General features: G+C 69.6%; 26 protein-coding genes. 18 read left to right on the top strand and 8 right to left on the bottom strand.

From position 1 onward, the window contains the following. Positions 1-7 precede the first annotated feature (7 nt). Positions 8-1,285, bottom strand: a complete 1,278-nt coding sequence (locus BST11_RS13110) for a hypothetical protein (RefSeq protein WP_083138433.1) — start codon at positions 1,283-1,285, stop codon at positions 8-10. Positions 1,286-1,375: 90 nt separating this feature from the next. Between BST11_RS13110 and BST11_RS13105 the strand changes: the two genes are divergently transcribed. Further along, positions 1,376-2,458: a DUF475 domain-containing protein gene (locus BST11_RS13105; RefSeq protein ID WP_083138388.1), complete on the top strand. Its 1,083-nt coding sequence runs from the start codon at positions 1,376-1,378 to the stop codon at positions 2,456-2,458. Here the strand turns inward: BST11_RS13105 and BST11_RS13100 are convergent. Next, the gene (locus BST11_RS13100) at positions 2,439-2,927 is read right to left on the bottom strand and encodes an inorganic diphosphatase (protein ID WP_068211923.1); all 489 of its coding nucleotides are present in this window, start codon (positions 2,925-2,927) and stop codon (positions 2,439-2,441) included. The genes BST11_RS13105 and BST11_RS13100 overlap by 20 nt on opposite strands. A gap of 114 nt (positions 2,928-3,041) precedes the next feature. Between BST11_RS13100 and dacB the strand changes: the two genes are divergently transcribed. Genes dacB through hpt form a run of 4 tightly spaced genes read left to right on the top strand, consistent with a single transcriptional unit; the run spans position 3,042 to position 7,056 of the window. Further along, on the top strand, positions 3,042-4,427 hold the full coding sequence (gene dacB, locus BST11_RS13095) for a D-alanyl-D-alanine carboxypeptidase/D-alanyl-D-alanine endopeptidase (protein WP_142276329.1): 1,386 nt from the start codon (positions 3,042-3,044) through the stop codon (positions 4,425-4,427). Beyond that, on the top strand, positions 4,424-5,500 hold the full coding sequence (locus BST11_RS13090; protein ID WP_083138430.1) for a zinc-dependent metalloprotease: 1,077 nt from the start codon (positions 4,424-4,426) through the stop codon (positions 5,498-5,500). Before dacB ends, BST11_RS13090 begins: the two co-directional genes overlap by 4 nt. Next, on the top strand, positions 5,479-6,450 hold the full coding sequence (tilS, locus tag BST11_RS13085; RefSeq protein ID WP_083138387.1) for a tRNA lysidine(34) synthetase TilS: 972 nt from the start codon (positions 5,479-5,481) through the stop codon (positions 6,448-6,450). Before BST11_RS13090 ends, tilS begins: the two co-directional genes overlap by 22 nt. 45 nt (positions 6,451-6,495) lie before the next feature. Further along, a complete protein-coding gene (gene hpt / locus BST11_RS13080) occupies positions 6,496-7,056 on the top strand; it encodes a hypoxanthine phosphoribosyltransferase (protein ID WP_083138431.1) in 561 nt (186 codons plus the stop codon). Here the strand turns inward: hpt and BST11_RS13075 are convergent, their stop codons facing one another. Next, a complete protein-coding gene (locus BST11_RS13075) occupies positions 7,057-7,788 on the bottom strand; it encodes an SIMPL domain-containing protein (RefSeq protein WP_083138386.1) in 732 nt (243 codons plus the stop codon). Positions 7,789-8,147: 359 nt separating this feature from the next. On the opposite strand from BST11_RS13075, the gene BST11_RS13070 reads away from it, so the two are divergent. Together BST11_RS13070 and BST11_RS13065 are read left to right on the top strand one after the other, a co-directional pair. Continuing rightward, positions 8,148-8,456, top strand: a complete 309-nt coding sequence (locus BST11_RS13070; RefSeq protein ID WP_083138385.1) for a hypothetical protein — start codon at positions 8,148-8,150, stop codon at positions 8,454-8,456. 23 nt (positions 8,457-8,479) lie between these two features. Beyond that, positions 8,480-9,196, top strand: coding sequence for a hypothetical protein (locus BST11_RS13065; protein ID WP_083138384.1), 717 nt, complete (start codon positions 8,480-8,482; stop codon positions 9,194-9,196). 46 nt (positions 9,197-9,242) lie between these two features. On the opposite strand, the gene BST11_RS13060 is transcribed toward BST11_RS13065, so the two are convergent. Beyond that, a complete protein-coding gene (locus BST11_RS13060) occupies positions 9,243-10,388 on the bottom strand; it encodes a PPE family protein (protein ID WP_083138383.1) in 1,146 nt (381 codons plus the stop codon). A 354-nt stretch (positions 10,389-10,742) separates the two neighbouring features. On the opposite strand from BST11_RS13060, the gene BST11_RS13055 reads away from it, so the two are divergent. The 3 genes from BST11_RS13055 (at position 10,743) to BST11_RS13045 (ending at position 13,500) form a co-directional block, all read left to right on the top strand. Next, complete coding sequence (locus BST11_RS13055; RefSeq protein ID WP_083138382.1) at positions 10,743-11,042, top strand: PE family protein; 300 nt, start codon at positions 10,743-10,745, stop codon at positions 11,040-11,042. 13 nt (positions 11,043-11,055) lie between these two features. Continuing rightward, positions 11,056-12,228, top strand: coding sequence for a PPE family protein (locus BST11_RS13050; protein WP_083138381.1), 1,173 nt, complete (start codon positions 11,056-11,058; stop codon positions 12,226-12,228). A 384-nt stretch (positions 12,229-12,612) separates the two neighbouring features. Continuing rightward, positions 12,613-13,500 (top strand): SCO6745 family protein, encoded by an 888-nt coding sequence (locus tag BST11_RS13045; RefSeq protein ID WP_083138380.1) that lies wholly within the window; start codon positions 12,613-12,615, stop codon positions 13,498-13,500. A 12-nt stretch (positions 13,501-13,512) separates the two neighbouring features. On the opposite strand, the gene BST11_RS13040 is transcribed toward BST11_RS13045, so the two are convergent. From BST11_RS13040 to BST11_RS13025, 4 genes are read right to left on the bottom strand one after another with little or no spacing between them, the layout of a single operon-like run. Then, positions 13,513-15,153: an HNH endonuclease signature motif containing protein gene (locus BST11_RS13040; RefSeq protein ID WP_372509764.1), complete on the bottom strand. Its 1,641-nt coding sequence runs from the start codon at positions 15,151-15,153 to the stop codon at positions 13,513-13,515. Positions 15,154-15,194: 41 nt separating this feature from the next. Continuing rightward, positions 15,195-16,208 carry a zinc-binding dehydrogenase gene (locus BST11_RS13035; protein WP_083138379.1) on the bottom strand — a complete coding sequence of 338 codons (1,014 nt, stop codon included), beginning with the start codon at positions 16,206-16,208 and terminating at the stop codon, positions 15,195-15,197. Continuing rightward, positions 16,208-17,398: an LLM class flavin-dependent oxidoreductase gene (locus BST11_RS13030; RefSeq protein ID WP_083138378.1), complete on the bottom strand. Its 1,191-nt coding sequence runs from the start codon at positions 17,396-17,398 to the stop codon at positions 16,208-16,210. The genes BST11_RS13035 and BST11_RS13030 overlap by 1 nt, the downstream gene beginning before the upstream one ends. Then, positions 17,395-18,363, bottom strand: a complete 969-nt coding sequence (locus BST11_RS13025; protein ID WP_142276328.1) for an alpha/beta fold hydrolase — start codon at positions 18,361-18,363, stop codon at positions 17,395-17,397. The genes BST11_RS13030 and BST11_RS13025 overlap by 4 nt, the downstream gene beginning before the upstream one ends. A 75-nt stretch (positions 18,364-18,438) precedes the next feature. Here BST11_RS13025 and BST11_RS13020 point away from each other — a divergent pair, with 75 nt between their 5' ends. From BST11_RS13020 to BST11_RS12985, 8 genes are all read left to right on the top strand, one after another. Continuing rightward, positions 18,439-18,819 carry a VOC family protein gene (locus tag BST11_RS13020; RefSeq protein ID WP_083138377.1) on the top strand — a complete coding sequence of 127 codons (381 nt, stop codon included), beginning with the start codon at positions 18,439-18,441 and terminating at the stop codon, positions 18,817-18,819. Positions 18,820-18,997: 178 nt separating this feature from the next. Next, a complete protein-coding gene (gene ftsH / locus BST11_RS13015) occupies positions 18,998-21,376 on the top strand; it encodes an ATP-dependent zinc metalloprotease FtsH (protein ID WP_083138427.1) in 2,379 nt (792 codons plus the stop codon). A 15-nt stretch (positions 21,377-21,391) separates the two neighbouring features. Then, entirely contained in the window at positions 21,392-22,024 is a 633-nt protein-coding gene (gene folE, locus BST11_RS13010) for a GTP cyclohydrolase I FolE (protein WP_083138376.1), read from the top strand. After that, positions 22,021-22,854 carry a dihydropteroate synthase gene (folP, locus tag BST11_RS13005; RefSeq protein WP_142276327.1) on the top strand — a complete coding sequence of 278 codons (834 nt, stop codon included), beginning with the start codon at positions 22,021-22,023 and terminating at the stop codon, positions 22,852-22,854. Before folE ends, folP begins: the two co-directional genes overlap by 4 nt. After that, positions 22,847-23,248 (top strand): dihydroneopterin aldolase, encoded by a 402-nt coding sequence (gene folB, locus BST11_RS13000; RefSeq protein ID WP_083138374.1) that lies wholly within the window; start codon positions 22,847-22,849, stop codon positions 23,246-23,248. The genes folP and folB overlap by 8 nt, the downstream gene beginning before the upstream one ends. After that, on the top strand, positions 23,245-23,763 hold the full coding sequence (gene folK, locus BST11_RS12995; protein WP_067318534.1) for a 2-amino-4-hydroxy-6-hydroxymethyldihydropteridine diphosphokinase: 519 nt from the start codon (positions 23,245-23,247) through the stop codon (positions 23,761-23,763). The genes folB and folK overlap by 4 nt, the downstream gene beginning before the upstream one ends. Further along, positions 23,763-24,239, top strand: coding sequence for a DUF3180 domain-containing protein (locus BST11_RS12990; RefSeq protein ID WP_083138373.1), 477 nt, complete (start codon positions 23,763-23,765; stop codon positions 24,237-24,239). Before folK ends, BST11_RS12990 begins: the two co-directional genes overlap by 1 nt. A gap of 79 nt (positions 24,240-24,318) precedes the next feature. Then, positions 24,319-25,360 (top strand): DUF6779 domain-containing protein (locus tag BST11_RS12985; RefSeq protein ID WP_142276326.1); only part of this gene is annotated, 1,042 nt, incomplete at its 3' end.

Raw genomic sequence — 25,360 nt, 5'->3', positions numbered from 1 at the left:
GCCACGATCAGCGGGCAAGGCGCCCCGCACGCGCCAGGGCCACCAGATGAACCCCGATGCCCACCAGCGGGCCGCACAGCAGGCCCACCGCGGTGCGCGTCGGCAGCGGCAGCGGCAGCAACAAAAGCAGCCCCGACGCCACCGTCGCGCCGACCCAGCCCAGCGCGTAGGCCCGATGCAGCGCGGCGGCCACCGCGGCGGCGCCGGTCAGCGTCAGCATCGCGATCGCGATGGCGGCGGCGGTCAGCCACATCAGCAGCGCGCCGCTGGCCTGGTACTGCGGCCCGAAGGCCACGCGCAACAACCAGGGACCGACGACGCCGGCCGCCACCACCCCTGCCGCGCCGAGGCCGCCGACGAGCGCCGCCGGCCCGACCAGGGCGCGCAGCCGGTCGCTGCGCTCGTCGACGAAGTGGGCGATGAGGTTGCCCTGCATGGCGGTCAACGGCACCAGCAGCGGCGCGCGGGTCAACGTCACGGCCAGGATGATCACGCCGCCCTGCGCCCCCAGCTCGGTGCTGGTCAGCTTCAGCAGCACCGGAAAGCCCATCACCAGGATCGCGCTGGCGCCGGCCGCCGTGATGGAGTGGGCGGCGCCGCGCAGGAAGGTCGCGGTGCCGCCCGGGGTGAGCAGCCGGGCCGCGGCCCTCGCCGTGGGCGAGGCCGCCAGCACGATCAGCCAGGCCGTCGCGCCCGCCACGGTCGCCCACAAGTACCCGGACAGGCCCCAGCCGATGACGAACGCGGCGGCGGCGACCGCCACCCGCAGCACGGCGTCGGTCACCATCAGCGACCCGTACTGGGTCCAGTGGTTGATCCCGGCCAGCATGCCCAGCAGGGTCGCGTGCAGGCAGAACCCGGCCAGCCCGACGGACAGCAGCCCCACCGACAGCCAGCGCGCCTCGACGAACACCCGCCCGGCCCACAGCGGCGAGCTGGCGGCGATCACGACGGCGGCGGCCACGCCGACCATGGCCGCGACGCGCAGCGGGTGGGTCCGCCGGACCGGCGCTACGTCCAGGTACTGCGCCGCGCGGACCTCCCGGGTGGTCTCCTGCAGCAACCCGAACGCCGCACCGGTCGCCAGGCCGAACGCCCCCCAGAACACCCCGAAGACGGAAAAGCCGCGCGGAGCCAGGTCCCGAGCGGCCAGGTAGATCACCGCGTAGCCGCACAGCGCGGTCACCGCCGTCGCCGCGCCGACCCGGGCCACGCTCGCGCGCGTGACCGGCCCCGCGGAGGCCCCGGCTCCGGTGGGGGTCGGGGTACCGCCGACTTCGGGCATCGCCACAGGTTTGAAAATACTTTGCCCCCGGCGCCGACGGCCTGCCGCGCGGGTCGACCGGCTAGTGTTTGCGGCTGTCAGGAAGGACACATGGCCGCGTTCCGCATCTTCGGGGTCTCGCTGTTGTTCACCGCGGCGGCCCTCGTGGCCGGGTATCTCCACGGCGGCCTGAACGCCCTCTTCCTGCTGGTGGTCCTGGCGGTCCTCGAGGTGTCGCTGTCGTTCGACAACGCGATCATCAACGCGGCGATCCTCAAGCGGATGAGCAGCTTTTGGCGGCAGATGTTTTTGACCGTCGGGATCCTCGTCGCCGTGTTCGGCATGCGGCTGATCTTCCCGCTGCTCATCGTGTGGGCGACCGCGGACCTCGACCCGGTTCGCGCGATGCGGCTGGCGCTCAACCCGCCGGCGCACGGCGCGCTGGAATTTCCGGACGGCTCGCCGAGCTACGAAAAGCTGATCATCTCCGCCCACTCGCAGATCGCGGCGTTCGGCGGGACGTTTCTGTTGATGCTGTTTTTGGATTTCGTGTTTCACGACCGAGACATCAAGTGGCTCAAGTGGATTGAGGTGCCGTTCGCGCGCATCGGGCGGCTCGGCCAGGTGTCGGTGGTAGTCGCGGTGCTCGCGCTGGTCCTGGTGGGGACGCGGCTGACCCATTCCAGCGAGGAGCGTGCGACGGTGCTGATCGCCGGGCTGTTGGGCCTGATCGCCTACCTCGTCGTCAACGGCTTGAGCCGGGCGTTTCGGCCGTCGGGCGTCGATGACGCGGCCGCCGGCACGGCGGTGGGGAAGGCCGGCCTGACCCTTTTCCTCTACCTCGAGGTGCTCGACGCCGCCTTCTCGTTCGACGGGGTAACAGGCGCCTTCGCGATCACGTCCGACCCGATCGTCATCGCGCTGGGTCTGGGCCTGGTGGGCTCGATGTTCGTCCGGTCGATCACCATCTTTCTCGTCCGGCAGGAGACGCTGGACCGCTACGTGTACCTCGAACACGGCGCGCACTGGGCGATCGGCGCGCTGGCCGTGATCATGCTGGTGTCCATCGACCCGCGCCTCGAGGTGCCCGAGGTGTTCACCGCCTCGGTGGGCGTCGTGCTCATCGGGGTGGCGCTGGGCCACAGCGTGTTGCGCAACAGGCGCAACGCCCGCCCTAGTGCCCCGAGGTCTTGAACCGCTCCATCGAGCGCAGCACCTCGGCCTCGGCCTGGGCGCGGTCGACCCAGTCGGCCGCCTTGACGAACTTGCCCGGCTCCAGGGCCTTGTATTGGGAGAAGAAGTGCTTGATCACGTCGAGTTCGAATTCCGGGACGTCGCCGATGTCCTGGATGTGGTCCCACCGGTGGTCGCCGGCCGGCACGCACAGCACCTTGTCGTCGCCGCCGGCCTCGTCGACCATCCGGAACATTCCCACCGGGCGCGCCTCGACCAGCACCCCCGGGAACAACGGCTGCGGCAGCAGCACCATCGCGTCCAACGGGTCGCCGTCCTCGCCGAGGGTGTCCTCGATGAAGCCGTAGTCGGTGGGGTAGGCCATCGACGTATAGAGGTAGCGGTCCAGACGCACCCGGCCGGTCTCGTGGTCGACCTCGTACTTGTTGCGTTGCCCTTTCGGAATTTCGATCGTCACGTCGAATTGCACCGCGTCGGCTCCTTCACGAGGCTGGGGTCTTGTAGGGCTGTTACGCCGGGCATCACCCTAGTCGAGCGCATCGCGGCCGATTCGGCAGAATGGGTTCAAACAGTCAGGAGAGTGATGGGTCCGACTCGCTGGCGGAAATCCACCCAACTGCTCATCGGGTTGGCCGTGCTGGCGTTCGTGGCCGCCGTGGTGGCGGCGGCAACGTTTTTCACCACCGGTGGGCACGGCGCCGGGGCCGCGCACGCCCCCGTGCCGCCGCCGCGCCCGCCGACGGTGAAGCCGGGGATGGTCCCCGTCGCCGACACCGCCGAGGCGCCCAGCCCCGGCGGCGTGGCCGCCGCGCTGGCGCCCGTGGCGGCCGATCCCAACCTGGGGCGGCTGGGTGGCCGGATCAGCGACGCCATCACGGGCAAGGAGCTCTGGCGGGTGGCCGACGACCTGCCGCTGGTGCCGGCGTCGACCAACAAGGTCCTGACCGCCGCCGCCGCGCTGCTGACGTTGGACCGTCAGGCCCGCATCAGCACCCGGGTGGTCGCGGGCAGCGCCAATGCGCAGGGGCCCGTGGTGCTGGTCGGGGCCGGGGACCCGGTGCTCTCGGCGGCGCCGCCGGGCGTGGAGACCTGGTACCGCGGCGCGGCCCGCATCAGCGACCTGGTCGAACAGGTTCGCCGCAGCGGCATGACCCCGACCGCGGTGCAGGTGGACATCTCGGCGTTCAGCGGGCCCACCATGGCCCAGGGCTGGGACCCGGCCGACGTCGACAACGGCGACATCGCCCCGATCGAGCCGGTGATGATCGACGCCGGGCGCATCCAGCCGACCACGGTCAACTCGCGCCGGTCCAAGACGCCGGCGCTGGACGCCGGCCGGGAGCTCGCCAAGGGCCTGGGCCTGGATCCGGCCGCCGTCACGATCGGCACGGCGCCGACCGGGGCGCGACAGCTGGCCGTCGTCCAGTCCGCGCCGTTGATCCAGCGGCTTTCGGAGATGATGGACCACTCCGACAACGTGATGGCCGAGTGCATCGGCCGCGAGGTCGCCGCCGCGATCAACCGGCCGCGCAGCTTCGCGGGGGCGGTCGACGCGGTGACCAACCGCCTGAGCACCGCGCACGTAGACACCGCCGGCACCGCCCTGCAGGATTCCAGCGGCCTGTCGGTCGACGACCGGTTGACCGCCAAGACGCTCGACGGCGTGATGGTGGCGGCGACCGGGCCCGACCATCCGGCGCTGCGCGGGCTGCTGGACCTGCTGCCGATCGCCGGTGGCAGCGGCACGCTGGGCGACCGCTTCCTCGACCCGGCCACCGATCGGGGGCCGGCCGGCTGGCTGCGGGCCAAGACCGGCTCGCTGACCGACATCAACTCGCTGGTCGGGGTGCTCACCGACCGCAGCGGGCGGGTGCTGACGTTTGCGTTCCTGTCCAACGCCGCGGGACCCAACGGCCGCAACGCGATGGACGCGCTGGCCACCAAGCTGTGGTTCTGTGGGTGCTCATGAGCGCCTCGTCGAGCCTGACCCTCGGTACCGCCGTCGACTGGCGATTCGCCGCGACCGTCGGGCAGCGGCTGGCCCGGCCGGGGCCGGCGTCCAGCGACTACACCCGCCGCCAGGTGATCGACGAGCTGACGACCGCGGCCGCCAAGGCCGAACCGCCGGTGCGCGACGTCACGGGCCTGGTCATCGACGGTTTCGACAAGGGCTCTGACGGTGGCCATGTCCCGCCCGTCCGCATCGTCGACCGCCCGCAGTGGATCGGCGCGGCGGCCGAGTCGATGCGGGTGATGACCAACGGCAGCGAGAAGCCGCACGGCTTTCTCACCGGCCGACTCACCGGCGCGCAGACGGGCGCCGTGCTGGCGTTCGTGTCGTCGGGGATCCTCGGCCAGTACGACCCGTTCGCCGGCCGCGGACAGGACACCGGCGGGGGGAGCCTGCTGCTGGTGTATCCCAACGTCATCGCCGTCGAGCGCCAGCTTCGGGTCAACCCGTCCGATTTCCGGTTGTGGGTGTGCCTGCACGAGGTCACCCACCGGGTCCAGTTCACCGCCAACCCGTGGTTGTCCGAGCACATGTCGCGGGCGCTGCGGACGCTGACCCAGGACGTCGGGGAGGACCTCGGCCAGGTGGCCGGCCGGCTCGCCGAGTTCGTCCGCGGCCGCGGGTCGTCGGACCCGAACGCGTCCGGCATTCTCGGGCTGGTGCGCGCCGTGCAATCCGAGCCGCAGCGCCAGGCCCTGGACCAGCTGCTGGTGCTGGGCACGCTGCTGGAGGGCCACGCCGACCACGTGATGGACGCCGTCGGGCCGGTGGTGGTGCCGTCGGTGGCCACCATCCGCCGCAGGTTCGACGAGCGTCGCCACCGCAAGCAACCGCCGCTGCAGCGGCTGCTGCGTGCGCTGCTCGGGCTCGACGCGAAGCTCAGCCAGTACACGCGGGGGAAGGCGTTCGTCGACCACGTGGTGGGCAAGGTGGGGATGCAGCGATTCAACACCGTGTGGTCGGGCCCGGACACGCTGCCGCTGCCCGCCGAAATCGAAGACCCCCAGCGATGGATCGACAGGGTGCTGTAGGGCGGCTGCGCGCGGCGGTCGAGGCGTACGCCCGCACCCATCTGGCCGACGAAAAGCGTTGGTGCGTGGCGTTATCCGGCGGCCCGGACTCGCTGGCACTCACGGCGGTCGCCGCCGCGCTTCGCCCGACCACCGCGCTGATCGTCGACCACGCCCTGCAGGACGACTCGGCCGCCGTGGCCGAGACCGCCCGAAAGCAGGCGCTCACGCTGGGATGTGTTGACGCACGGGTGCTTTGCGTGCAGGTGGGCCCGGCCGGCCCCGGCGGCGGCCCGGAGGCGGCGGCGCGCACCGCCCGGTACGCCGCGCTCGAGGAGGCGCGCGGCGGTGACCCGGTGCTGTTGGCGCACACGCTCGACGACCAGGCCGAGACGGTGCTGCTGGGGCTGGGCCGCGGCTCCGGCGGCCGCTCGATCGCCGGGATGCGCCCGCACGACCCGCCATGGTGCCGGCCGCTGCTTACCGTGCGGCGTGCGGTGACCCACGCGGCGTGCGCGGAACTCGGCCTGACCCCGTGGCAGGACCCGCACAACAGCGACCGTCGTTTCACCCGGACCCGGCTGCGCCTGGAGGTGCTGCCCCTGCTGGAGGACGTCCTGGGCGGCGGCGTGGCCGAGGCGTTGGCGCGCACCGCGACCGCGTTGCGCGAGGACACCGACATGATCGATGCGCTCGCCGCGCAGGCCCTGCCCGGGGCGCGGACGGATTCGGGGCTGCGACCCGCGGCCCTGGCCGCGTTGCCGGACGCGGTCCGGCGCCGGGTGATTCGCGGCTGGCTGCTGGCGGAGGGCGCGACCGGGCTGACCGACAAGCAGATCCGCGGTGTGGACGCGCTGATCACCGCGTGGCGCGGGCAGGGCGGGGTGGCGGTGGGCTCCTCCCTGCGCGGACAGCGGTTGATCGCGGGGCGCCGCGACGGGGTGCTCACGCTGTGGCGGGAGCCCGTGTAGCGATTCCGCCCGCCGGCGTGGCACGCTGTGGACGTGGCGGTGGAGATGTACCCGGGGGACATCAAGTCGGTGTTGCTCACCGCCGAGCAGATCCAGGCCCGCACCGCCGAGCTTGGCGAGGAGATCGGCCGGCACTATCGCGACATCACCACCGGGACGGGTCAGGACCTGCTCCTGATCACCGTGCTCAAGGGCGCGGTGATCTTCGTTACCGATCTGGCCCGCGCGATCCCGGTGCCCACGCAGTTCGAGTTCATGGCCGTCAGCTCCTACGGGTCCTCGACGTCGTCGTCCGGCGTGGTGCGGATCCTCAAGGACCTCGACCGCGACATCAACGATCGCGACGTGCTGATCGTCGAGGACGTCGTGGACTCCGGGCTGACCTTGTCGTGGCTGCTGCGCAACCTGAAAAGCCGCCACCCGCGCTCGCTGCGGGTGTGCACGCTGCTGCGCAAGCCCGACGCGATGCGCGCCAACGTCGACATCGCCTACGTGGGCTTCGACATCCCGAACGACTTCGTGGTGGGCTACGGCCTCGACTACGACGAGCGCTACCGGGACCTGTCCTACATCGGCACGCTCGATCCCCGGGTGTACGAGGAGTAGCTACTCGAGCTCCCACACCGCGGTCACCGAGAAGCGCACGGTCTGCTGGCCGGGTTCCAGGGGGGCTTCGGCGACCATGCCGCGCGGCGCCGGCGTCGGCCCGCCCGGAGGCGCCGACGCCTCCGAGATGGAAAGCACCCGACCCAGCCGCAGCCCGGACAGCTGGGCGTACTGGTCCGCGCGGGACTTGGCGTCGTGGAACGCCCGCGCCCGGGCGTCCTTGACCAGTTGCGAGTCGTCGGCGATCGAGTAGCTGACCGAGCGGATCCGGGTGGCGTCGCCGCCGGTGCCGACGATGAGGGCCAGCATCCGTGACGCCGCATCGGTCGGGTGGATCGTGACCCGGATCGCGTTGGTGGCGCGGTAGCCGGTGATGCTCGCGCCGCCGGGGCCGCTGTACTGCGGCTCGAGGGTGACCGTCGTGGTGGCGATGTCCCTGCGGTCCAGGCCCGCGCCGACCAGCGCGTCGATCACCGCCCGCTGCCGGTCATTGGTCTGGTTCATCGCCGAGGTGACGTCGGGCGCGGTGAACTCGATGCCGGCCTCGGCGGTCAGGGTGTCCGGCACGCCCTGGACCTGCCCGGAGCCGACGACGGTCACCTGGCGGGGATTGGCGCCCGGAGCCGGCGCTTCGTGTTTGTCGCACGCGGCCGCCGCGGCGACGGTCAGGCCGGCCGCGGCGAATGCGATCGATCGGCGGACAAACCTCGAGCCGTTGGTTCCGACGGGCATGCCTGGCACCTTAGCCGCTTGGGGCATCTGAAACACGGTTGAACTGCGGACATGCCTGGTGCGTGCTGTAGCAATGTCGTCAATGTTCATCGACGCTCAATCGTATTGGCTCATAACGGGTTTCATCAGAATCACAAACGAAGCTGCAGCATGTCGCGGCGGCGAAGTGCCCAGCCCGGGGGAGCGTTCGCGGCGCAAATGCAGGACTCGTCCGGGACGCGACGGCGGCAGGCCCGACGACCGAGTGGCTCCCGCCCGGGTAGTTCGCTTCGCACCGGGCGGGCACATACGCGGCGGCCATTCGCGATGACTCCGCTTGCTTTTGCCGTGTCCGCCAAACGGCGCTATCGTCCATAATTGTGGACGACAGTGCGAAGGACCCGGCGGTGGTTCTGCCGTATCTGGTCGGTAGGCCCTTGGCGGCCACCGAGGTCTACGCAGCATTCGGCTACCGCAAGTCCGCGTATTACAAGGCGGCCCGCGAAGGCAGGCTGATCACCGCAGATAACCTGATCAGGGCGGCTAAATATTTAGGGTTGAACCCCGTTGACCTGCAAGTTCGCTACGGGTTGATCGAGCCTGACTCGGTCGCCGAGTACCTGGAGTCCCAGGCCGGCCCGCCCAGATTGCGTGACCTTCGCCCCGATCCCAACAGTCCGCCGGTCTGAGCGGTACTGCGCGGGACCCGTTAATGATCAAAGCCGCACTCATCATCGCGACCCTCGCTTCCATTCTGTGCAGCCTGTGGATCCGGCGCGACACCTGGCGTTCCCGATGGGAGGCCGGCGCGACCCGCAACATCGCACTGCAGGGGTGCGCCGTGCTGCTGACGTCGCACTGGGCCGCGGCGGTGCTCGGCCCGCCGTTGCACCGCGTCTTCGGACTGTGGAACGTACAGCATCTGGTCGGCCACATCTGCTGGATCTTCGCGGTGACGGCAATTATCCGGCACGGGCTCATCCGTCTCGTCGAGAAAACCCGCGAGCGCGGATTATTGCGCAAATACGTCACGCGGCCGCTACGGCTGGCGGTTCCGCTGCTGGTGGCGCTGTTCGTTATCGCCGACGAGGGGCATCACCTCGACTTCTTCGCCGCCCCGGCCAGTGACGTCTGGCTGGGAGCCTACTGGTTTGTATTGGGCGGTCTGATGATCTACCTACTCGTCTATGCCGGACGAGTACTCCTGATACTGCGGACGGATCCCCGCTCGACGACGACCGTCGACCTCTATCTGATCTCCGCTGCATTTGGACTTGCAGCTATCGCGATTCAGATGGGCACCGCCTGGGCGGGCTCCGATATCGTGTTGCCGGTTTGGTTGTGCGCCTGCGTGAGCGCCGTTGGCTTCGCCTACGGATCCGCTCGGTCCTGGCGGGCCAAAGTCGCCTGGTTCACTTCCGGCAAGTAGCTCACCGGCCGGCTTCGGCGATCGGCACGAATCGCCAACGTCGGGCTTACCCGCCGACCACCGGTCGCGCCATCACGATCGGGCGAAAGCCGTACTGTTGCCCAACAACCTTCCCCCCGCGGCCGCGACCCGCGCCCGTCAGCGGTATGCCGTGGAGCACGCTTGCTCCATTAGCTTCGGAGCCAACGCCGGCGCTGCTCACGGCCGACAGTGTGCCTTCCACGCTTGTCGCCGGAGCCGCGGTGGCCCAACTCTGCGGCACTGACAAGTTGCCCACCGTGCCCGCCCTAGCGAGACCCGCCGAAATAGCCGACGACGCGCCCGAAGGCAACGGCACGCTTGCCTGGATTCCCCCCGCACCGGGCAACACCCCCGCGGCCTCGGCAGCTTTGCTTGCAGCCGCGGCCGGCACCACACCTTCCCAGACCTTCATCAGGTGCTCCCAGTCGCCCAAATGGTTGTAGGCGATCGAAACGCCATCGGCGTACTGCGATACCAACCTTTTCCAGGACTGCGATCGGGATGACTCAATCCATTCGTTCAGTAGTCCTCCATAAAGAACTCTCGCGTTGGCCAGCCCGAAGGCGGATGCGACGGGCTGTGTGTTTGTTCCGGCTGCTGTTTGGGCCGCTTGGGCGACCGCGACCGCCTGACCGGCCTGCCCCACCGGGCTGGTGGTCGATGGTGGCTGGTCGAACGTGGTCAACGCTGATGCGCCGGCCGACGCCGCGGCGTAGCCATACATCGCGGTGGCATCCTGAGCCCACATTTCTGCATAGTGAGCTTCGGTGGCCGCAATCGCTGGCAGGTTCTGGCCAAAGAAATTCGTCGCGATCAACGTCATCAGTTGCGCGCGGTTGGCCGCGATCACCGGCGGCGGAATCGTCATTGCAAAAGCGGCCTCGTAGGCTCCCGCGGCGGCCTTCGCCTGGACGGCCGTCTGCTCGGCCTGCGCCGCAGTCGCGGTCAGCCACGCCGCATACGGCACCGAAGCGCTGACCATCGATGCCGATGCCGGCCCCGACCACGCGCTCGTGAGTTCGGTGATCAGCGAAGTGTAGGAGCCTGCCGTGGCGTAGAGATCGTTGGCCAATCCGTCCCACGCTGCGGCAGCCGCCAGCATCGGCCCCGAACCCGCGCCGACGTACATGCGCCCGGAGTTGACTTCCGGTGGAAGTGCCCCGAAATCCACTACTTGGTCCCTTCGTCTTGTCGACTGCCTTCGCGTCCGCACCAACGTCACTCGAAACTGTGGTCAGATGTCTCCGCCAGGTCACCGTCCGGCGCAGCGGACACCGTCGGCCGCATGTCATGAACACGGAAGCCCTTTCTCCGTCCTCGACGCGCCTTCCCGATAAGTGGACGTCAGTTCACATAGATGATCGCAAGTGCGTTCAAATAAATATCAGTCCGTTGAAATGAACGTCTGGTAGCTATAAATGAACATTTGTAGTTAGTAATGCACTAGTGACCGCGGAGTACCTAACCTTGCGGCGAACGGCTTTCGAAGGCCGTTGAGACCCGAACCAGCGAGGAGAGCATCACCGTGTCGTTCGTGACCACCCAGCCGCAAGCGTTATCCGCCGCAGCCCAGAACTTGGCTGCCATCGGTGCGGGGCTGGCCGCACAGAATGCAGCTGCGTCAGCGCCGACGACGGGAGTGGTTCCCGCGGCCGCCGACGAGGTCTCGGTGCTGGTCGCGGCTCAGTTCGCCACGCACGCCCAGATGTATCAGGCCGTCAGCGCCCGGGCCACGGTGATGCACGAGATGTTTGTGAACATGCTGAGCTGCGCTGCCGGCTCGTACGAGGCCACCGAGGCGATCAACGCCGCCGCTTCCAGCTGAGGAGGGCCCATAAATGCTGGATTACGGAGCGTTACCTCCAGAGATCAATTCTGCCCGCATGTATTCCGGCCCGGGGTCTGCATCGATGATGGCCGCGTCATGGGCCTGGAACATGCTGGCCGCCGAGCTGGACTCCGCAGCCACCGGCTACGACACGGTCATCGCGCAACTGAGCAGCGAAGAGTGGATGGGCCCCGCATCGATGCAAATGGCCGGCGCAGCCAGACCCTATGTGGCATGGATGCGAGCCAGCGCCGTGCAAGCCGAACAAGCCGCTGCCTCGGCCAGGGCCGCGGCCGGGGCCTACGAGACCGCGTTCGCCGCCACGGTGCCGCCACCGCTGATAGCGGCCAACCGCGCCCAGCTGGCCCAGGCGGTCTCCACGAATGTCCTCGGTCAAAACACTCCGCTGATTGCCCAGCTCGAGGGGCAATACGGCGAAATGTGGGCTCAAGATGCCACCGCGATGTACGGCTACGCCGCCCACAGTGCACCGGCTGCCAGGGTGACGCCGTTCACCGAACCGGTGCAGACCACCGATCCCGCCGGACAGGCCATGCAGGCCGCCGCGGTCAGCCGAGCCGCTGGCACATCGGCCGGTACGGGCGTGCAGTCGACTCAGACGCAGCTGCTGTCCTCAATGCCCTCCGCGCTGCAAAACCTCGCGTCGTCCGGCTCATTGAGTAAGTCCCTCGCATCGGTCTCGGACATGTTGAAAGACGATCCTCTGGTGGGCTTGTGGTCGCAATATGCCAGCCCCACCCAGAACTCCCTCGCGATGCTTTATCGCGCTACCGGCATGTCGACCCACTTTCTATCGCTGTCGAAGGCTGCAGTGCCGGCCGCCAAGGCGGCCAGCGACGGGGCCAGGGCCGCGGCGACCCTACCCGCGATTGGGGGGGGCCTGGGCGGCGCGGGCGGCGCCATCAAGGTGGGTCTCGGTACTGCCGCCCCGCTCGGCGGCCTCTCCGTGCCGGCCTCCTGGGCCTCGGCCGCAGGCCCGGCCGCAGCTCCCGGCGCTGCGCCACTGGCGATCAGCCGCCTCATCACCACCCCGGAGACGTCAGCGCCGGGAAGCGTGCTGGGCGGGATGCCGCTGGTGGGCGCTGACACCGGCCGAATGGGCGCGGGTCCGCGCTACGGGTTCCGTCCGACGGTGATGGCACGGCCCCCGTTTGCCGGATAACTGAACGACGAACAACTCGGGTATCCCGCTCGAAGCGCGGCTCAGGGCAACGCCGTTCGATCGGCCGTCGAGCGCGGCAACCCTGTAGGCACGGTGCGCGCGCATCGATACCTGGTGTGGCGACCGATGTTTGGAGCTTCACCGCAGTTCATCCAGTGGCAGAAAGTATTGCTGCTGGGCGTGCCTTTGAAAAAGAAATAGCGTGTCGCGCAAGCTATTTCGGAATTTCTGGTCTGCGGTCTCTTGTCTTCGGACCTGCTGAAGTGGCGCCGGTGGTGCGCCGCGGCCGGCGATCTCTGAGATCGAGGTCGCTTTGTCCAGCTGCGGACCGGCCAGTTGTGCCTACTGGCCGGTGCCGATGACGCTGTGCCAGGATTACTCCCCATGACCCTCACACCGGCGAGAGCGCTCGCCCTCGCGATCGAACCTTTTGCGGGGCAGGTGTATTTCGCCCCGGAATGCCACGAAGGCTATGCGGCCCTCGGGTTCGGGCCGAGTCCCGGCAAGTCGGGGGAAGTCGCGATGCCCGACGGCGCGGCCTACTTCTGCAGCCGCGGCTCGGTGATGGGACAGGTGCCCGGCGAGGTGATCGCGGCGGCGTTCGCCGTGTTCAACCCGGCGGTCGTGGTGCCGGCGGTCGCCCACGGGTGGACGCTGGCCGACGCGGCGACGCTTTGCGCGGCCCGAACCGACGGCGCGGCGCGGCAGCTGCGCCGGATCCTGGGCGCCGACCCGGACGGCGTCGGTCGCGCGGTGGAATTGCTCCGGCGCGCGACGGAAGATTTGCCGTCGGCGGGCAAGCCCCTGTTCGCCGGTCTCGTCGCCCAAGGTCTGCCGGGCGAGGCGCTGGCCGATGCCTGGCGCCTGGCGGACGAGCTGCGTGAGTACCGCGGCGACGTCCACGTGAACGTCTGGACCACAGCGGGTTTCGATGCGGTGGAGATCGGCCTGCTCACCGAGCTCTACTGGGGCCTGCCGCTGCGCAGCTACATCCGATCGAGGGCCTGGACCGAGCCGGATTTAGCCGCGGCCGAGGAACGGCTCCAGTCGCGGGGGTTGATCCGCGACGGTGCGTTCACCGATGCGGGCCGGGCAGCTCGCGAAGCGATCGAGGTGGCTACCGACGAGGGGTGTGCGCCGATCGTCGCGGCATTGGGCGACGACCTCGACGAGCTGACCGGTCTGGTGGGCGACTGGTCGAGGCGGGTGCAGTCCGCCGGTGGTTACCCGGCTGCCGGGCCGCAGGACCTCGCCGCGCTCGCAAGCCGCTGAGGGCCCGGGGTCCTAGAAGGGCGGGTCGTCGGGCAGCGTAATCGGGTCGTCCCGCTCCGGCGTCCAGTCCGGTGGCAGCTCCTCGGGTTCGCGGGGGTCGTTGATCCAGGTGCAGAAGGGACTGGTGCTCGGCGTGCCCTTGAACAGGAACAGCATGTCGCGCATGTGATTTCGGAACTTTCTGTCCGCGATCTCTCGCTTTCGCGCCTGTTCGAGCAACCGCCGGGCTTCGTTGACGGGTCGTTGCTCCCGGTTGTGTTTGCGCGCCCTGGCGATCCGTGCGCTGCGTTGCTTCGAGCGGTTTCGCCGGGCGGGGGACGGGACGACACACGCGGGCCTGCGCGGTTGCGGGAACAGGTCTGCGCCGGCCGGGGTGGTGCGGTAGGTCCGCCCGGTGGGTGACGTCCAGATGACGGTCCCGTCGGCCAACTGTTTATCGCGCCAGCCTCCGAAGGTTTTCAGCCGATGATGTTGTCGGCAAAGGCATTTGAGGTTCTCCCACACCGTCAACCCGCCGGCAGCGGGATTCCGGTGGTTGAACGGGATCGTATGGTCGAGGTCGCAGGCGAAGGCCGGGCGACTGCACCCGGGAAACCGACAGGTCAGGTCCCGGCAACGCACCGCACGCTCGAGAGCCGCGGGCGGCTGGTAGCGCAGCGCCGCCACCGGGCTCGTCACCGGATCGGCGACTAGTTGGGATGCAGCGGCGGCCAGGTCGCGAACCTGCTCGGCGTCGATGAGCCCGTAGCCCTCCAGATAGCCGGGCCGTTCGCTTTCGCCGCGCACGGTCTGCTCGTGGGCCATGATGTTGAGCACCACCTGAGCCCCGACCGGATGGGCTTGCGCATCGTCAGGCCCGCCCCGATCGCGCTCGCCCTCGGCCAAAGAGGCGGTGCAGCCGGCTTGCCCGCACGTGCAGGCCAAATCGCGGCCCAAGGTCAGCGCCGCCAGCGCGTCGGCGCGGCGTTGGTCCAGCGTCCGCGGGTCGTTCGGGCATGCCTGCTTGGCGAGTTCGGACAGCCGTCGATCGAAGGCCGTCGCGGCCGCCGCCCCAACCCTGCCGTAGACGTCCGCCATTCCGTTGTCCGACGGGGTGATTCCGATGTGCCGGCCGTCCTCGGCGGACTCGCGGCGCTCGCGTGCGGCGTCGGGATCGGTGGCGCGCACCGCGGCGTCGACGGCGTTGACGATGCGCTGCCTCGACCAGCCGCTCCAGTTGCCGATGCGCGCGGCCAGCGACCGGTCGACCTTCGTGATCAAGTCGTGGTCGGCGATCAAATCCGTGCGCCTGATGATCAACCTGACCGTGCGCCAGTCCGTTCGGCCCTCGCCCAGCAAGGCCGCGATTCGGGGCAACCGCGTATCGAGCGCCTCGGCGTCCGACACCAAATAGCCCGCCGCCATCGCCGACAGGTTCATCGCGGCGGCCACCTCCGCGGACGTCTGTTCGTACGGGCTGATCGCCGCGTACCCGTGCTGGCTCACGGCCCGCGCCGCGGCCTCCATCCGGTGACCCAGCAATGCCGCCACGGCGGCCATCCGCCGGGCGACCAGCACCGACTCCTGCCGGTACGTGGACTCGACGGCCGCGATGAGCGCGTCGGGCTCGAGCTCGTCCATCGCCGCGGGATCCGGCACTCCTTCGCCGAACATATGTTCGATTATACACGACCCGCCGACAATCGCCCGCGGGTCTACGGCGTGACGAGAATCTTGCAGTGCCGCTCGGGGTCGGAGAGGTCGTCGAAGGCCTGGCCGACACCGTCCAGCCCGACCTCCCCGGTGATCAGCGGGGACACGTCGATCTCACCCTCGGCCAGCGCGCGCAGCGAATCGCCGAACTCCTCGGGGTTGTAGGCCAGCACGAACTGCACGTTGATCTCTTTGGCGATCGCGAAGAACGGATGCACGGTGTCGGGCTGCATGCACACGCCCGCGACCACCAGCCGCGTGCCCGGGCGCGCGCGCCGCAGCACGTCGTCGATGATCCCGGGCACCCCGACCGCCTCGAACACCACCGCGGGTTTGACGGTGTCGAACGGCGAACCCTGGGCCGGGTCTTGCGTCTGGTGTGCGCCCATCGCTGTGGCCAGCTCGCGCCGCTTCGGTGAAAAGTCTGACGCCACAATCGTTTCCACGCCGCGCGACTTCAGGGCCGCGATGATGGCGATGCCGATCGGTCCGCAGCCCAGCACCAGGGCGGTCTCGCCGGGCGCGATGCCGGACTTGTCGACGGCGTGCAGGCCCACCGCCATCGGTTCGGTCAGCGCGGCGTGCTTGGGGTCGAGGCCGTTGGGAATGGGCAGCAGCAGCGGCGCCGACAGCAGCATCCGCTCGGCGTAGCCGCCAATCGTGCTGTTGCTGTACACGATCGGCTCGACTCCGGTGGTGGAGAGCAGCACGGGGATCGACGTCACCACGGTTCCGGGCGGAGGGGTCTCCGTGTCGGGGCCGGACTCCAGGACCTCGGCGCTGAATTCGTGACCCATGAAGACATCGCTGGCCAGGTCGACGCCCATGCCGCCCGCGTCGGGGGCCACCTGAGCGGTCATCGCCACCACCTCGTCGCCGTGGGAGGCGAAATGCAGGTCGGAACCGCAGATTCCACACGCCCGCACCCCGACGAGCACCTGACCCGGCCCGGGCACCGGCTCGGGTACGTCGTCGCGGTAGACCATGCGGCCGTCGCGCAATACCGCGGCGCGCATCAGCTGGACCGCCCTTCCTGCTCTCCGACATGCTCGGTGATGGCCTTCACGACGGCCTCGCCGGCCCGGCCGATCAGCTGGTCGCGCTTGCCCTTGGCCCAGTCGTGCGACGACCGCGACGCTTCGAGCTGACCCTTGAAGTGTGGAATCACCTTGCGGGCCATCAGGTCATAGCAGTGGTAGGTCGCTTCGGGCGACGCCCAGTCGTGGCCGAGCATCAGCAGCGTTCCGAAGCCGCCCGACCGTTCGATCAGGTCTTCGATGTGCGCGATCGCGTCGTCGGGTGTGCCGATGCAGCAATTGCCTTTTGCCGCGTAGTCCGCGACGAACTCGTGCGGCGTCTGGGCGGCGCCGTCCACCTCGTTGGCCAGCGGAACGAACCCGGCGGCGCCGAAGTAGTTGGCGAAATCCTGCAGCCCGTAGGTGCAATCGTCGATCGCCTGCTCCCGGCTGTCGGCGATGTGCATGATGCTCAGGACCCGCCAGTCGGCGCGGTCCGGCTCGTCGCGGCCGACCTTGGCCGCCTGCTCGCGCACCACCTCCCAGGTGTTCTCCAGTGCGGCGTAGCCCCCGGGCACCGACATCGACAGCGACAGCAGCGATGTGCCCAGCGCGCCGGCCAGCCGCGGCCCGGACGGCGAAATCATTGCCGCCGTGGCGATCTCGGGGTACGGCCAGGTGTAGGGGCGGATGTGCAGCTGCGCGTCGCGCAGCGTGAACCAGTCGGAGTGGCGGTCGATCCGCTCGTCGGGCGCGGCGCGGAACAGCGCCAGGATCGCGTCGAGGGATTCCTGCATCATCCGCCGCTGCTCGACGGGGTCGATGCCCATCATGTACGCGTCCGACGGCAGCGCGCCCGGGCCGGTGCCGAACATGACCCGGCCGCGGGTCAGGTGGTCCAGCAGCACCCAGCGGTCGGCGACCATCAGCGGGTGGTGGTAGGGCAGCGACACCACGCCCGTGCCCAGCCGGATGTGCTTGGTCCGCTCGGCCGCGGCCGCGATGAACACCTCCGGGCAGGCGATCAGCTCGTAGCCGCCGGAGTGGTGCTCGCCGAACCAGGCTTCGTCGAAGCCGAGGCGGTCCAGCGCGACGACCCGTTCCATGTCGTATTCCAGTGCCACCGTGGGGGATTGGCCAACGGGATGAAACGGCGTGATGAATACGCCGAAGCGCAGTGGCTTGGTCATCGCAGCTCCAATTCGTCGAGGAATTCCAGCAGGATCTTGTTGACTTCGTCGGGACGCTCCTGCTGCAGCCAGTGCCCCGCGCCGTCGAGCATCACCTCGCGGTAGGGCCCGGAGATCACCTCCGACGCGCGGTCGGCGCGGGTGAAGCCCAGGACCGGATCGGCCGATCCGCCGATAAACAGGCACGGCACAGCGATTTTCGCGCCGGCGAGGTCGGCGGTGGTCTCCCAATTGCGGTCGAAATTGCGGTACCAGTTCAACCCGCCGGTGAATCCGGTGCGGGAAAATTCGGCGATGTAGTGGTCCAGCTCGTCCTGGCTGATCCAGTCCGGCAGGCGGTCGGGTTCGGGAATGCGATCGACGAAGCCTTCCGGGCCCGGGGCGAGCATCCGCAGCCCGGCGGCCTCGTCGCCGGATGATCCCGCACTGCCCATCATCCGGCGCAGGAAGCGCGCGGGGTCGGCATTGAGCTCGGCATCGGCGACGCCGGGCTCCTGGAAATAGAGGATGTAGAAGAAGTTCTCGCCGAAGATCTCGCGCCACCTCGCAGTGGGCGCCACCTTCGAGCGCGGCGTCGCGGGCACGCTGAGCGCGGCGACACCCGCGACCCGGTCGGGATGCAGCAGCGGAGCGTTCCACACCACCGCGGCGCCCCAGTCGTGCCCGATCCAGACGGCGCGCTCGGCGCCGACGTCGTCGAGCAGGCCGACCAGGTCCGCGGTCAGCGCGTGAACGTTGTAGGCCTCGATCGCGTCCGGTCGCGACGAGCCGCCGTAGCCGCGCTGATCGGGCGCCAGCACGTGGTAGCCGGCCTCGGCCAGCGCCGGTATCTGGTGGCGCCAGGAATACGCGAGCTCGGGAAAGCCGTGGGCCAGCAGCACGACGGGAGCGCCGCGGTCTCCCGCCTCGAACACTCGGAGGTGAATGCCATTGGTATCTACTAACCGTTCGGTTGATGAACGCACGGTCTCACCAAATCACACGGGCCCGGACTGAGAAAGGGCTTGGTGCCTGCGCACCGCCGCGCACCATAATTGGGGATGCGATTGGACCACGTGGTTCTGTGGACGAGGGACCCGCGCGCTTCGGTGGACTTCTACTCGAGGGTGGTCGGGCTCGCGCCGCTGCGGTTGGCGGAGTTCGAGGCCGGCGAGGCGCCGTTCCCGAGCGTGCGGGTGTGCGACGAGACGATCATCGATTTGATGCCGCTGGCTGAGGGTAGCGACGGGCAGCCCGTCAACCACATCTGCATTGCGGTGTCGAAAGAGGAATTCGACGCGCTGGATGCGCGCCTGCAGGCCGAGGGCGTGGACACCAGCCGGCGGCTGAAGCACAGCTTCGGGGCCCGGGGGTGGTCGCCGCAGACGTACTACTTCGCCGATCCCGACGACAATGTCGTCGAGGCTCGCTACTACGAGTGATTCCCGCGGCGACCCGCTGCGCCCCGGCTCCGCCGGGGCTGGCGATCGCGCTGTGCCGAATGGCGGCGACCCGCTGCGCCCCGGCTCCGCCGGGGCTGGCGATCGCCTAGAGCGGTAGCCTGGACTTTTACCAGCTTCGTGTACGGGGAAGGACCTGGCCGACGAGGCCGATGAATTGATGAACCGGAAAAACGTGATTCGCACGGTCACGGCGATCGCCGTCGTGGCGGTGCTGGGTTGGTCGTTTTTTTACTTCAGCGACGACACCCGCGGCTACAAGCCCGTCGACACGTCGGTGGCGGTGGCCCAGATCAGCGGCGACAACGTCAAGAGCGCGCAGATCGACGACCGCGAGCAGCAATTGCGGTTGACCCTGAAGAAGGGCAACAAGGACACCGACAATTCCGACAAGGTCATCACCAAATACCCCAGCGGATACGCCGTCGACCTGTTCAATTCGCTCACGGCGAAAAACGCCAAAGTCAGCACCGTCGTGAACCAGGGCAGCATCCTGGGCGAGCTGCTGGTCTACGTGCTGCCGCTGCTGTTGCTGGTCGGGTTGTTCGTGATGTTCTCGCGGATGCAGGGCGGCGCCCGGATGGGCTTCGGGTTCGGCAAGTCGCGGGCCAAGATGCTCAACAAGGACATGCCCAAGACCACGTTCGCCGACGTCGCCGGCGTCGACGAGGCGGTCGAGGAGCTCTACGAGATCAAAGACTTCCTGCAGAACCCCAGCCGGTACCAGGCCCTGGGCGCCAAGATCCCCAAGGGCGTGCTGCTCTACGGGCCGCCCGGCACCGGCAAGACGCTGCTGGCCCGCGCGGTCGCCGGCGAGGCCGGAGTTCCGTTCTTCACGATTTCGGGCTCGGACTTCGTCGAGATGTTCGTCGGCGTGGGCGCCTCGCGCGTGCGGGACCTGTTCGAGCAGGCCAAGCAGAACAGCCCCTGCATCATCTTCGTCGACGAGATCGACGCGGTGGGCCGCCAGCGCGGCGCGGGCCTGGGCGGCGGCCACGACGAGCGCGAGCAGACGCTCAACCAGCTGCTGGTCGAGATGGACGGGTTCGGCGACCGCGCCGGCGTCATCCTGATCGCCGCCACCAACCGGCCCGACATCCTCGACCCCGCGCTGCTGCGCCCCGGTCGCTTCGACCGGCAGATCCCGGTCAGCAACCCGGACCTGGCCGGGCGCCGCGCCGTCCTGCGGGTGCATTCCAAGGGCAAGCCGATCGCGCCGGACGCCGACCTCGACGGCCTGGCCAAGCGCACCGTCGGCATGACCGGCGCCGACCTGGCCAACGTGATCAACGAGGCGGCCCTGCTGACCGCGCGGGAGAACGGCACCGTCATCACCGGACCGGCGCTCGAGGAGGCGGTGGACCGGGTGATCGGCGGGCCGCGCCGCAAGGGCCGCATCATCAGCGAGCAGGAAAAGAAGATCACCGCCTACCACGAGGGCGGGCACACCCTGGCGGCCTGGGCCATGCCGGACATCGACCCGGTCTACAAGGTGACGATCCTGGCGCGCGGACGCACCGGCGGGCACGCGGTCGCGGTGCCCGAGGAGGACAAGGGCCTGCGGACCCGCTCGGAGATGATCGCGCAGCTGGTATTCGCGATGGGTGGCCGCGCCGCCGAGGAACTGGTGTTCCGCGAACCCACGACGGGCGCGGTGTCCGACATCGAGCAGGCCACCAAGGTCGCCCGCGCGATGGTCACCGAATTCGGGATGAGTTCCAAGCTCGGCGCGGTCAAATACGGCACCGAGCACGGCGACCCGTTCCTGGGCCGCACCATGGGGACCCAGGCGGACTACTCCCACGAGGTCGCCCGCGACATCGACGACGAGGTGCGCAAGCTGATCGAGGCCGCGCACACCGAGGCCTGGGAGATCCTCACCGAGTACCGTGATGTGCTCGACACGCTGGCCGGCGAGCTGCTGGAAAAGGAGACGCTGCACCGCCCGGAGCTCGAAGCCATCTTCGCCGACGTGCAAAAGCGGCCCCGGCTCACCATGTTCGACGACTTCGGCGGCCGCATCCCGTCGGACAAGCCGCCGATCAAGACGCCGGGCGAGCTGGCCATCGAGCGAGGCGAGCCCTGGCCGCCGCCGGTCGCCGAGCCGGCCTTCAAGGCCGCGATCGCGCGGGCCAGCGAGGAGGCGGCGCGGGTCGAGGCCGACAGAAACCCCCACGGCGCCAACGGTTCTCATGGCGGTGGCCATCGGCAGCCCGTTCCCAGTGGCCCGACCCAGCCGGACTACGGTGCGCCGGCGGGCTGGCACGCGCCGGGATGGCCGCCGCCGCAACAGCAGCAACAGCAGCAGCAGCCGCCGAATAACTGGTACCCGCCCGCACCGCCCCCGGCGCCGCACCCGCAGCAGCCATATTGGCCGCGGCCGGCGCCGAGCTATCCGGGTCAGGGCCAGGCGACATACCCTCCTTACCCGCCCTATCCGCCCTATCCGCCGCCGGGCCAGCCCACGCAGGAAACCGGAAAATCGCCCGAGCAGCCGGACGATGACGTGAGCCGGTCCAACCCGCCGGCGCACGGCTGACGAACGGAGGATCCGATGGCGCTACCGGATTTGGGAGCCGATCTGGGACCCGGTACCCACACCGCGCCCGCCCGCATCCGCAACTTCGACCAGCAGCGGGCCGAGGCCGCCATCCGTGAGCTGCTGTATGCGATCGGCGAAGACCCCGACCGAAACGGCTTGCAGGACACCCCGGCCCGGGTGGCCCGCGCATACCGCGAAATGTTCGCCGGGCTCTACACCGACCCGGACAGCGTGTTGAACACGATGTTCGACGAGGATCACGACGAGATGGTGATCGTTAAGGAAATCCCGCTGTACTCCACCTGCGAGCACCACCTGGTGTCCTTCCACGGGGTGGCCCACGTCGGCTACATCCCCGGACACGACGGCAGGGTCACCGGGCTGTCGAAGATCGCCCGGCTGGTGGATTTGTACGCCAAGCGACCGCAGGTTCAGGAGAGGCTCACCAGCCAGATCGCCGACGCCCTGGTCAGCAAGCTCGATCCGCGCGGGGTGATCGTCGTGGTCGAGGCGGAGCACCTGTGCATGGCGATGCGCGGCGTGCGCAAACCCGGCGCCGTCACCACGACGTCGGCGGTGCGCGGACTGTTCAAGACCAGTGCCGCCTCTCGGGCCGAAGCGCTCGACCTCATCCTGCGTAAGTGAGCCCGGCGCCTGTGCAGGTTATGGGAGTCCTCAACGTCACTGACGACTCGTTCTCGGACGGCGGACGCTATCTCGACGCCGAGCACGCCGTCGCGCACGGCCTGGCGATGGTCGCCGAGGGGGCCGGGGTCGTCGATGTCGGGGGCGAGTCGACCCGGCCCGGTGCCGCCCGCATCGACCCGCGGGCCGAGGCGTCCCGCGTGGTTCCGGTCATCAAACAACTTGCCGCCCAGGGCGTTACCGTCAGCATCGACACCATGCACGCCGACGTGGCGCGGGCGGCCCTACAGAGCGGCGCGCAGATCGTCAACGACGTGTCGGGGGGTCGGGCCGATCCCGCGATGGCGCCGCTGCTGGCCGAGGCCGGTGTGCCGTGGGTGCTGATGCACTGGCGGTCGGTGTCGTCCGAGCGCCCGCACCGGGCACCGGATTATCGTGACGTGGTGGCCGAGGTACGCGCCGAGTTGCTCGCCAGCGTCGACGACGCGGTGGCCGCCGGCGTCGACCCCGACAACCTGGTGATCGACCCCGGGCTCGGCTTCGCCAAGACGGGACAACACAATTGGGCGCTGCTGCACGCGCTGCCGCAGCTGATCGCCACCGGGATCCCGGTGCTGCTGGGCGCCTCGCGCAAGCGGTTCCTGGGTACGTTGCTGGCCGGGCCCGACGGGTCGCCGCGACCGCCCGACGGGCGCGAAACCGCGACCGCGGTGATCTCCGCGCTGGCCGCCCTCTACGGCGCGTGGGGGGTGCGGGTGCACGACGTGCGCGCGTCGGTCGACGCCATCAAGGTCGTCGGGGCTTGGAAACAAGGCGGGTCGAATGGCTGACCGAATCGAGTTGCGCGGCTTGACGGTTCGTGGTCGACACGGAGTCTTCGACCACGAGCGCGCCGTCGGGCAGGACTTCGTCGTCGACATCACCGTGTGGATCGACCTGGCCGACGCCGCCGAAAGCGACCAGCTGATCCACACCTACGACTACGCCGCGCTGGCCCAGCTGGCCGCCGACGTCGTCGCGGGGCCCCCGCGCAACCTGATCGAAGCGGTCGGCGGCGACATCGCCGACCGGGTGATGGGCGACCACCGCGTGCACGCCGTGGAGGTGGCGATCCACAAGCCCCAGGCCCCCATCGCGCATCAGTTCGCCGACGTCGCCGTGGTGGTTCGGCGGTCGCGGCGCGGCGGGCGCGGGGCGGTGATCCCGGCGGGCGGGGAGTCATGAGCCGCGTGGTGCTGTCGATCGGGTCCAATCTCGGGGACCGGCTGGCGCGGCTGCAGTCGGTCGTCGACGGGCTCGGCAAGGCGGTGGTCGCGGTTTCGCCCGTCTACGAGACGGACCCCTGGGGCCGCGTCGAGCAGGCGCCGTTCCTCAACGCGGTGCTCATCGCCGAGGACCCGGCGTGCGACGGACCGGCCTGGCTGCGGCGGGCGCAGGAGTTCGAGCGAGCGGCGGGCCGGGTCCGCGGCGAACGCTGGGGCCCGCGCACCCTCGACGTCGACCTGATCGCCTGCTACGACGGCATCGAGGTGATCGCCCGCGAGCCCAGCCTGACGCTGCCGCACCCGCTGGCCCACCTGCGGGCCTTCGTGATGGTGCCGTGGCTGGCGATCGAGCCGGACGCACGGCTGACGGTCGCCGAGGGGCCGCGTCCGGTCGCGCAGCTGCTGGCCGAGCTCGAGCCCGCCGACCGGGCGGCCGTGCGGCTGTCCGGCCTGACTCTCGAGCTCGAGAGCTGATGGGTCCGACCCGCAAGCGTGACCTGACGGCCGCGGTGGTGGGCGCTGCCGTCGTGGGCTACCTGGTGGTCGTCAACCTGTACCGGTGGTTCCCGCCCATCACCGTCTGGACCGGGCTGTCGCTGGGCGCGGTGGCCATCGCCGAGGCGCTGTGGGCGCGCTACGTGCGGACCAAGATCAGCGAGGGCGAAATCGGCGCCGTCCCGGGCTGGCTGCACCCGCTGGCGGTGGCGCGCAGCGTGGTGGTGGCCAAGGCGTCGGCGTGGGTCGGCGCGTTGGTGCTGGGCTGGTGGATCGGCGTGCTCGTGTACGTCTTGGCGCGACGCTCGTGGCTGCGGGCCGCCGCGGAGGACACCACCGGGACCGTGGTGGCCGCCGTCAGCGCCCTGGCGTTGGTGGTAGCCGCCTTGTGGTTGCAGCATTGCTGCAAGTCTCCGCAGGATCCCGGCGAGCGCGGCGAGGGCGCGGAAAGCTAGCGGCCCCGCGGGCAACCGCGGTGAGAATCGCCGGAGTCGCGCGACACGCTGATTGACCTCGCACAGGTACAGTCAGGCCATGACCGTTCTGTCCCGCGGCGCCAGGGCCCGGCGCGGCGGCCGCAGGCCGGGCTGGGTGCTCTTGACGGCGTTGTTGGTCCTCGCGATGGGGGCCAGTTCGGCACTGGTTTTCACCAATCGGGTGGAACTCCTCAAGCTGGCCGTCATCCTGGCGCTGTGGGCCGCAGTCGCCGGCGCGTTCGTTTCGGTGCTCTACCGCCGCCAAAGCGATGCGGACCAGTCGAGGGTCCGCGACCTCAAGCTCGTCTACGACCTGCAGCTGGACCGGGAGATCTCGGCCCGCCGGGAGTACGAGCTGACCGTCGAGTCCCAGCTGCGTCGGGAGCTGGCCTCCGAATTTCGCGCCCAGGCTGCCGACGACCTGGCGGCCCTGCGGGCGGAGCTGAGCGCGCTGCGGACCAGCCTGGAGATCCTGTTCGACACCGACCTCGAGCACCACCCGGCGCTCGAGACGCACGAGACCGAGGCGCCGCGCGCCCGCGCGTACGGCGACTGGGAGCGCAACGGCGAGGGCAACCGGGATTGGGTGTCCAGCGACCGGATGACGTCGGTCAGCCGCCCCGACGAAGCCTCGATCATCGACGTGCCCGAGGAACCGCTGCTGCCACCCCGCCAGCAGCCGTCGGCACCGCGCGTATCCGCGCACCAATCCCCGTGGGGCCGCCCGGCGCCACCCCCGCCGCCGCCGGAACCGCAGCCCCAGCCACAACCCCAGCCGCAGCCCCACGAATGGCAGCCCGCCGCGGCGCAGGGGCGGTGGATGCCGCCCGGGACGACGGGCGGCAACTGGTCCGGCGCCAACCCGGTCGGTGCGCCCAACGGTGAGCCGTCGGCCGGCGGGCGCGCCCGCCACTACGACGCCCAAGACGCGCAAGACGCCCAAGACGCGCAAGACATGCGAGACGTGCAAGACATGCAAGAACCCCGGGAAAGCGACGCCGGCCGCCGCGCGCGGGCCCGCCATTCGGCCGAATACCGCGACAACGCCTTCGCGGCCACCAACGAAGCCGCGTCGTCCCCGGCGCCGCCGCAGATGGCCC

This window comes from Mycobacterium alsense (assembly GCF_002086635.1).
Classification (GTDB): domain Bacteria; phylum Actinomycetota; class Actinomycetes; order Mycobacteriales; family Mycobacteriaceae; genus Mycobacterium; species Mycobacterium alsense.
Note: the sequence above shows the minus strand (reverse complement) of the source record. Positions and strands in the feature narration are given on the sequence as shown.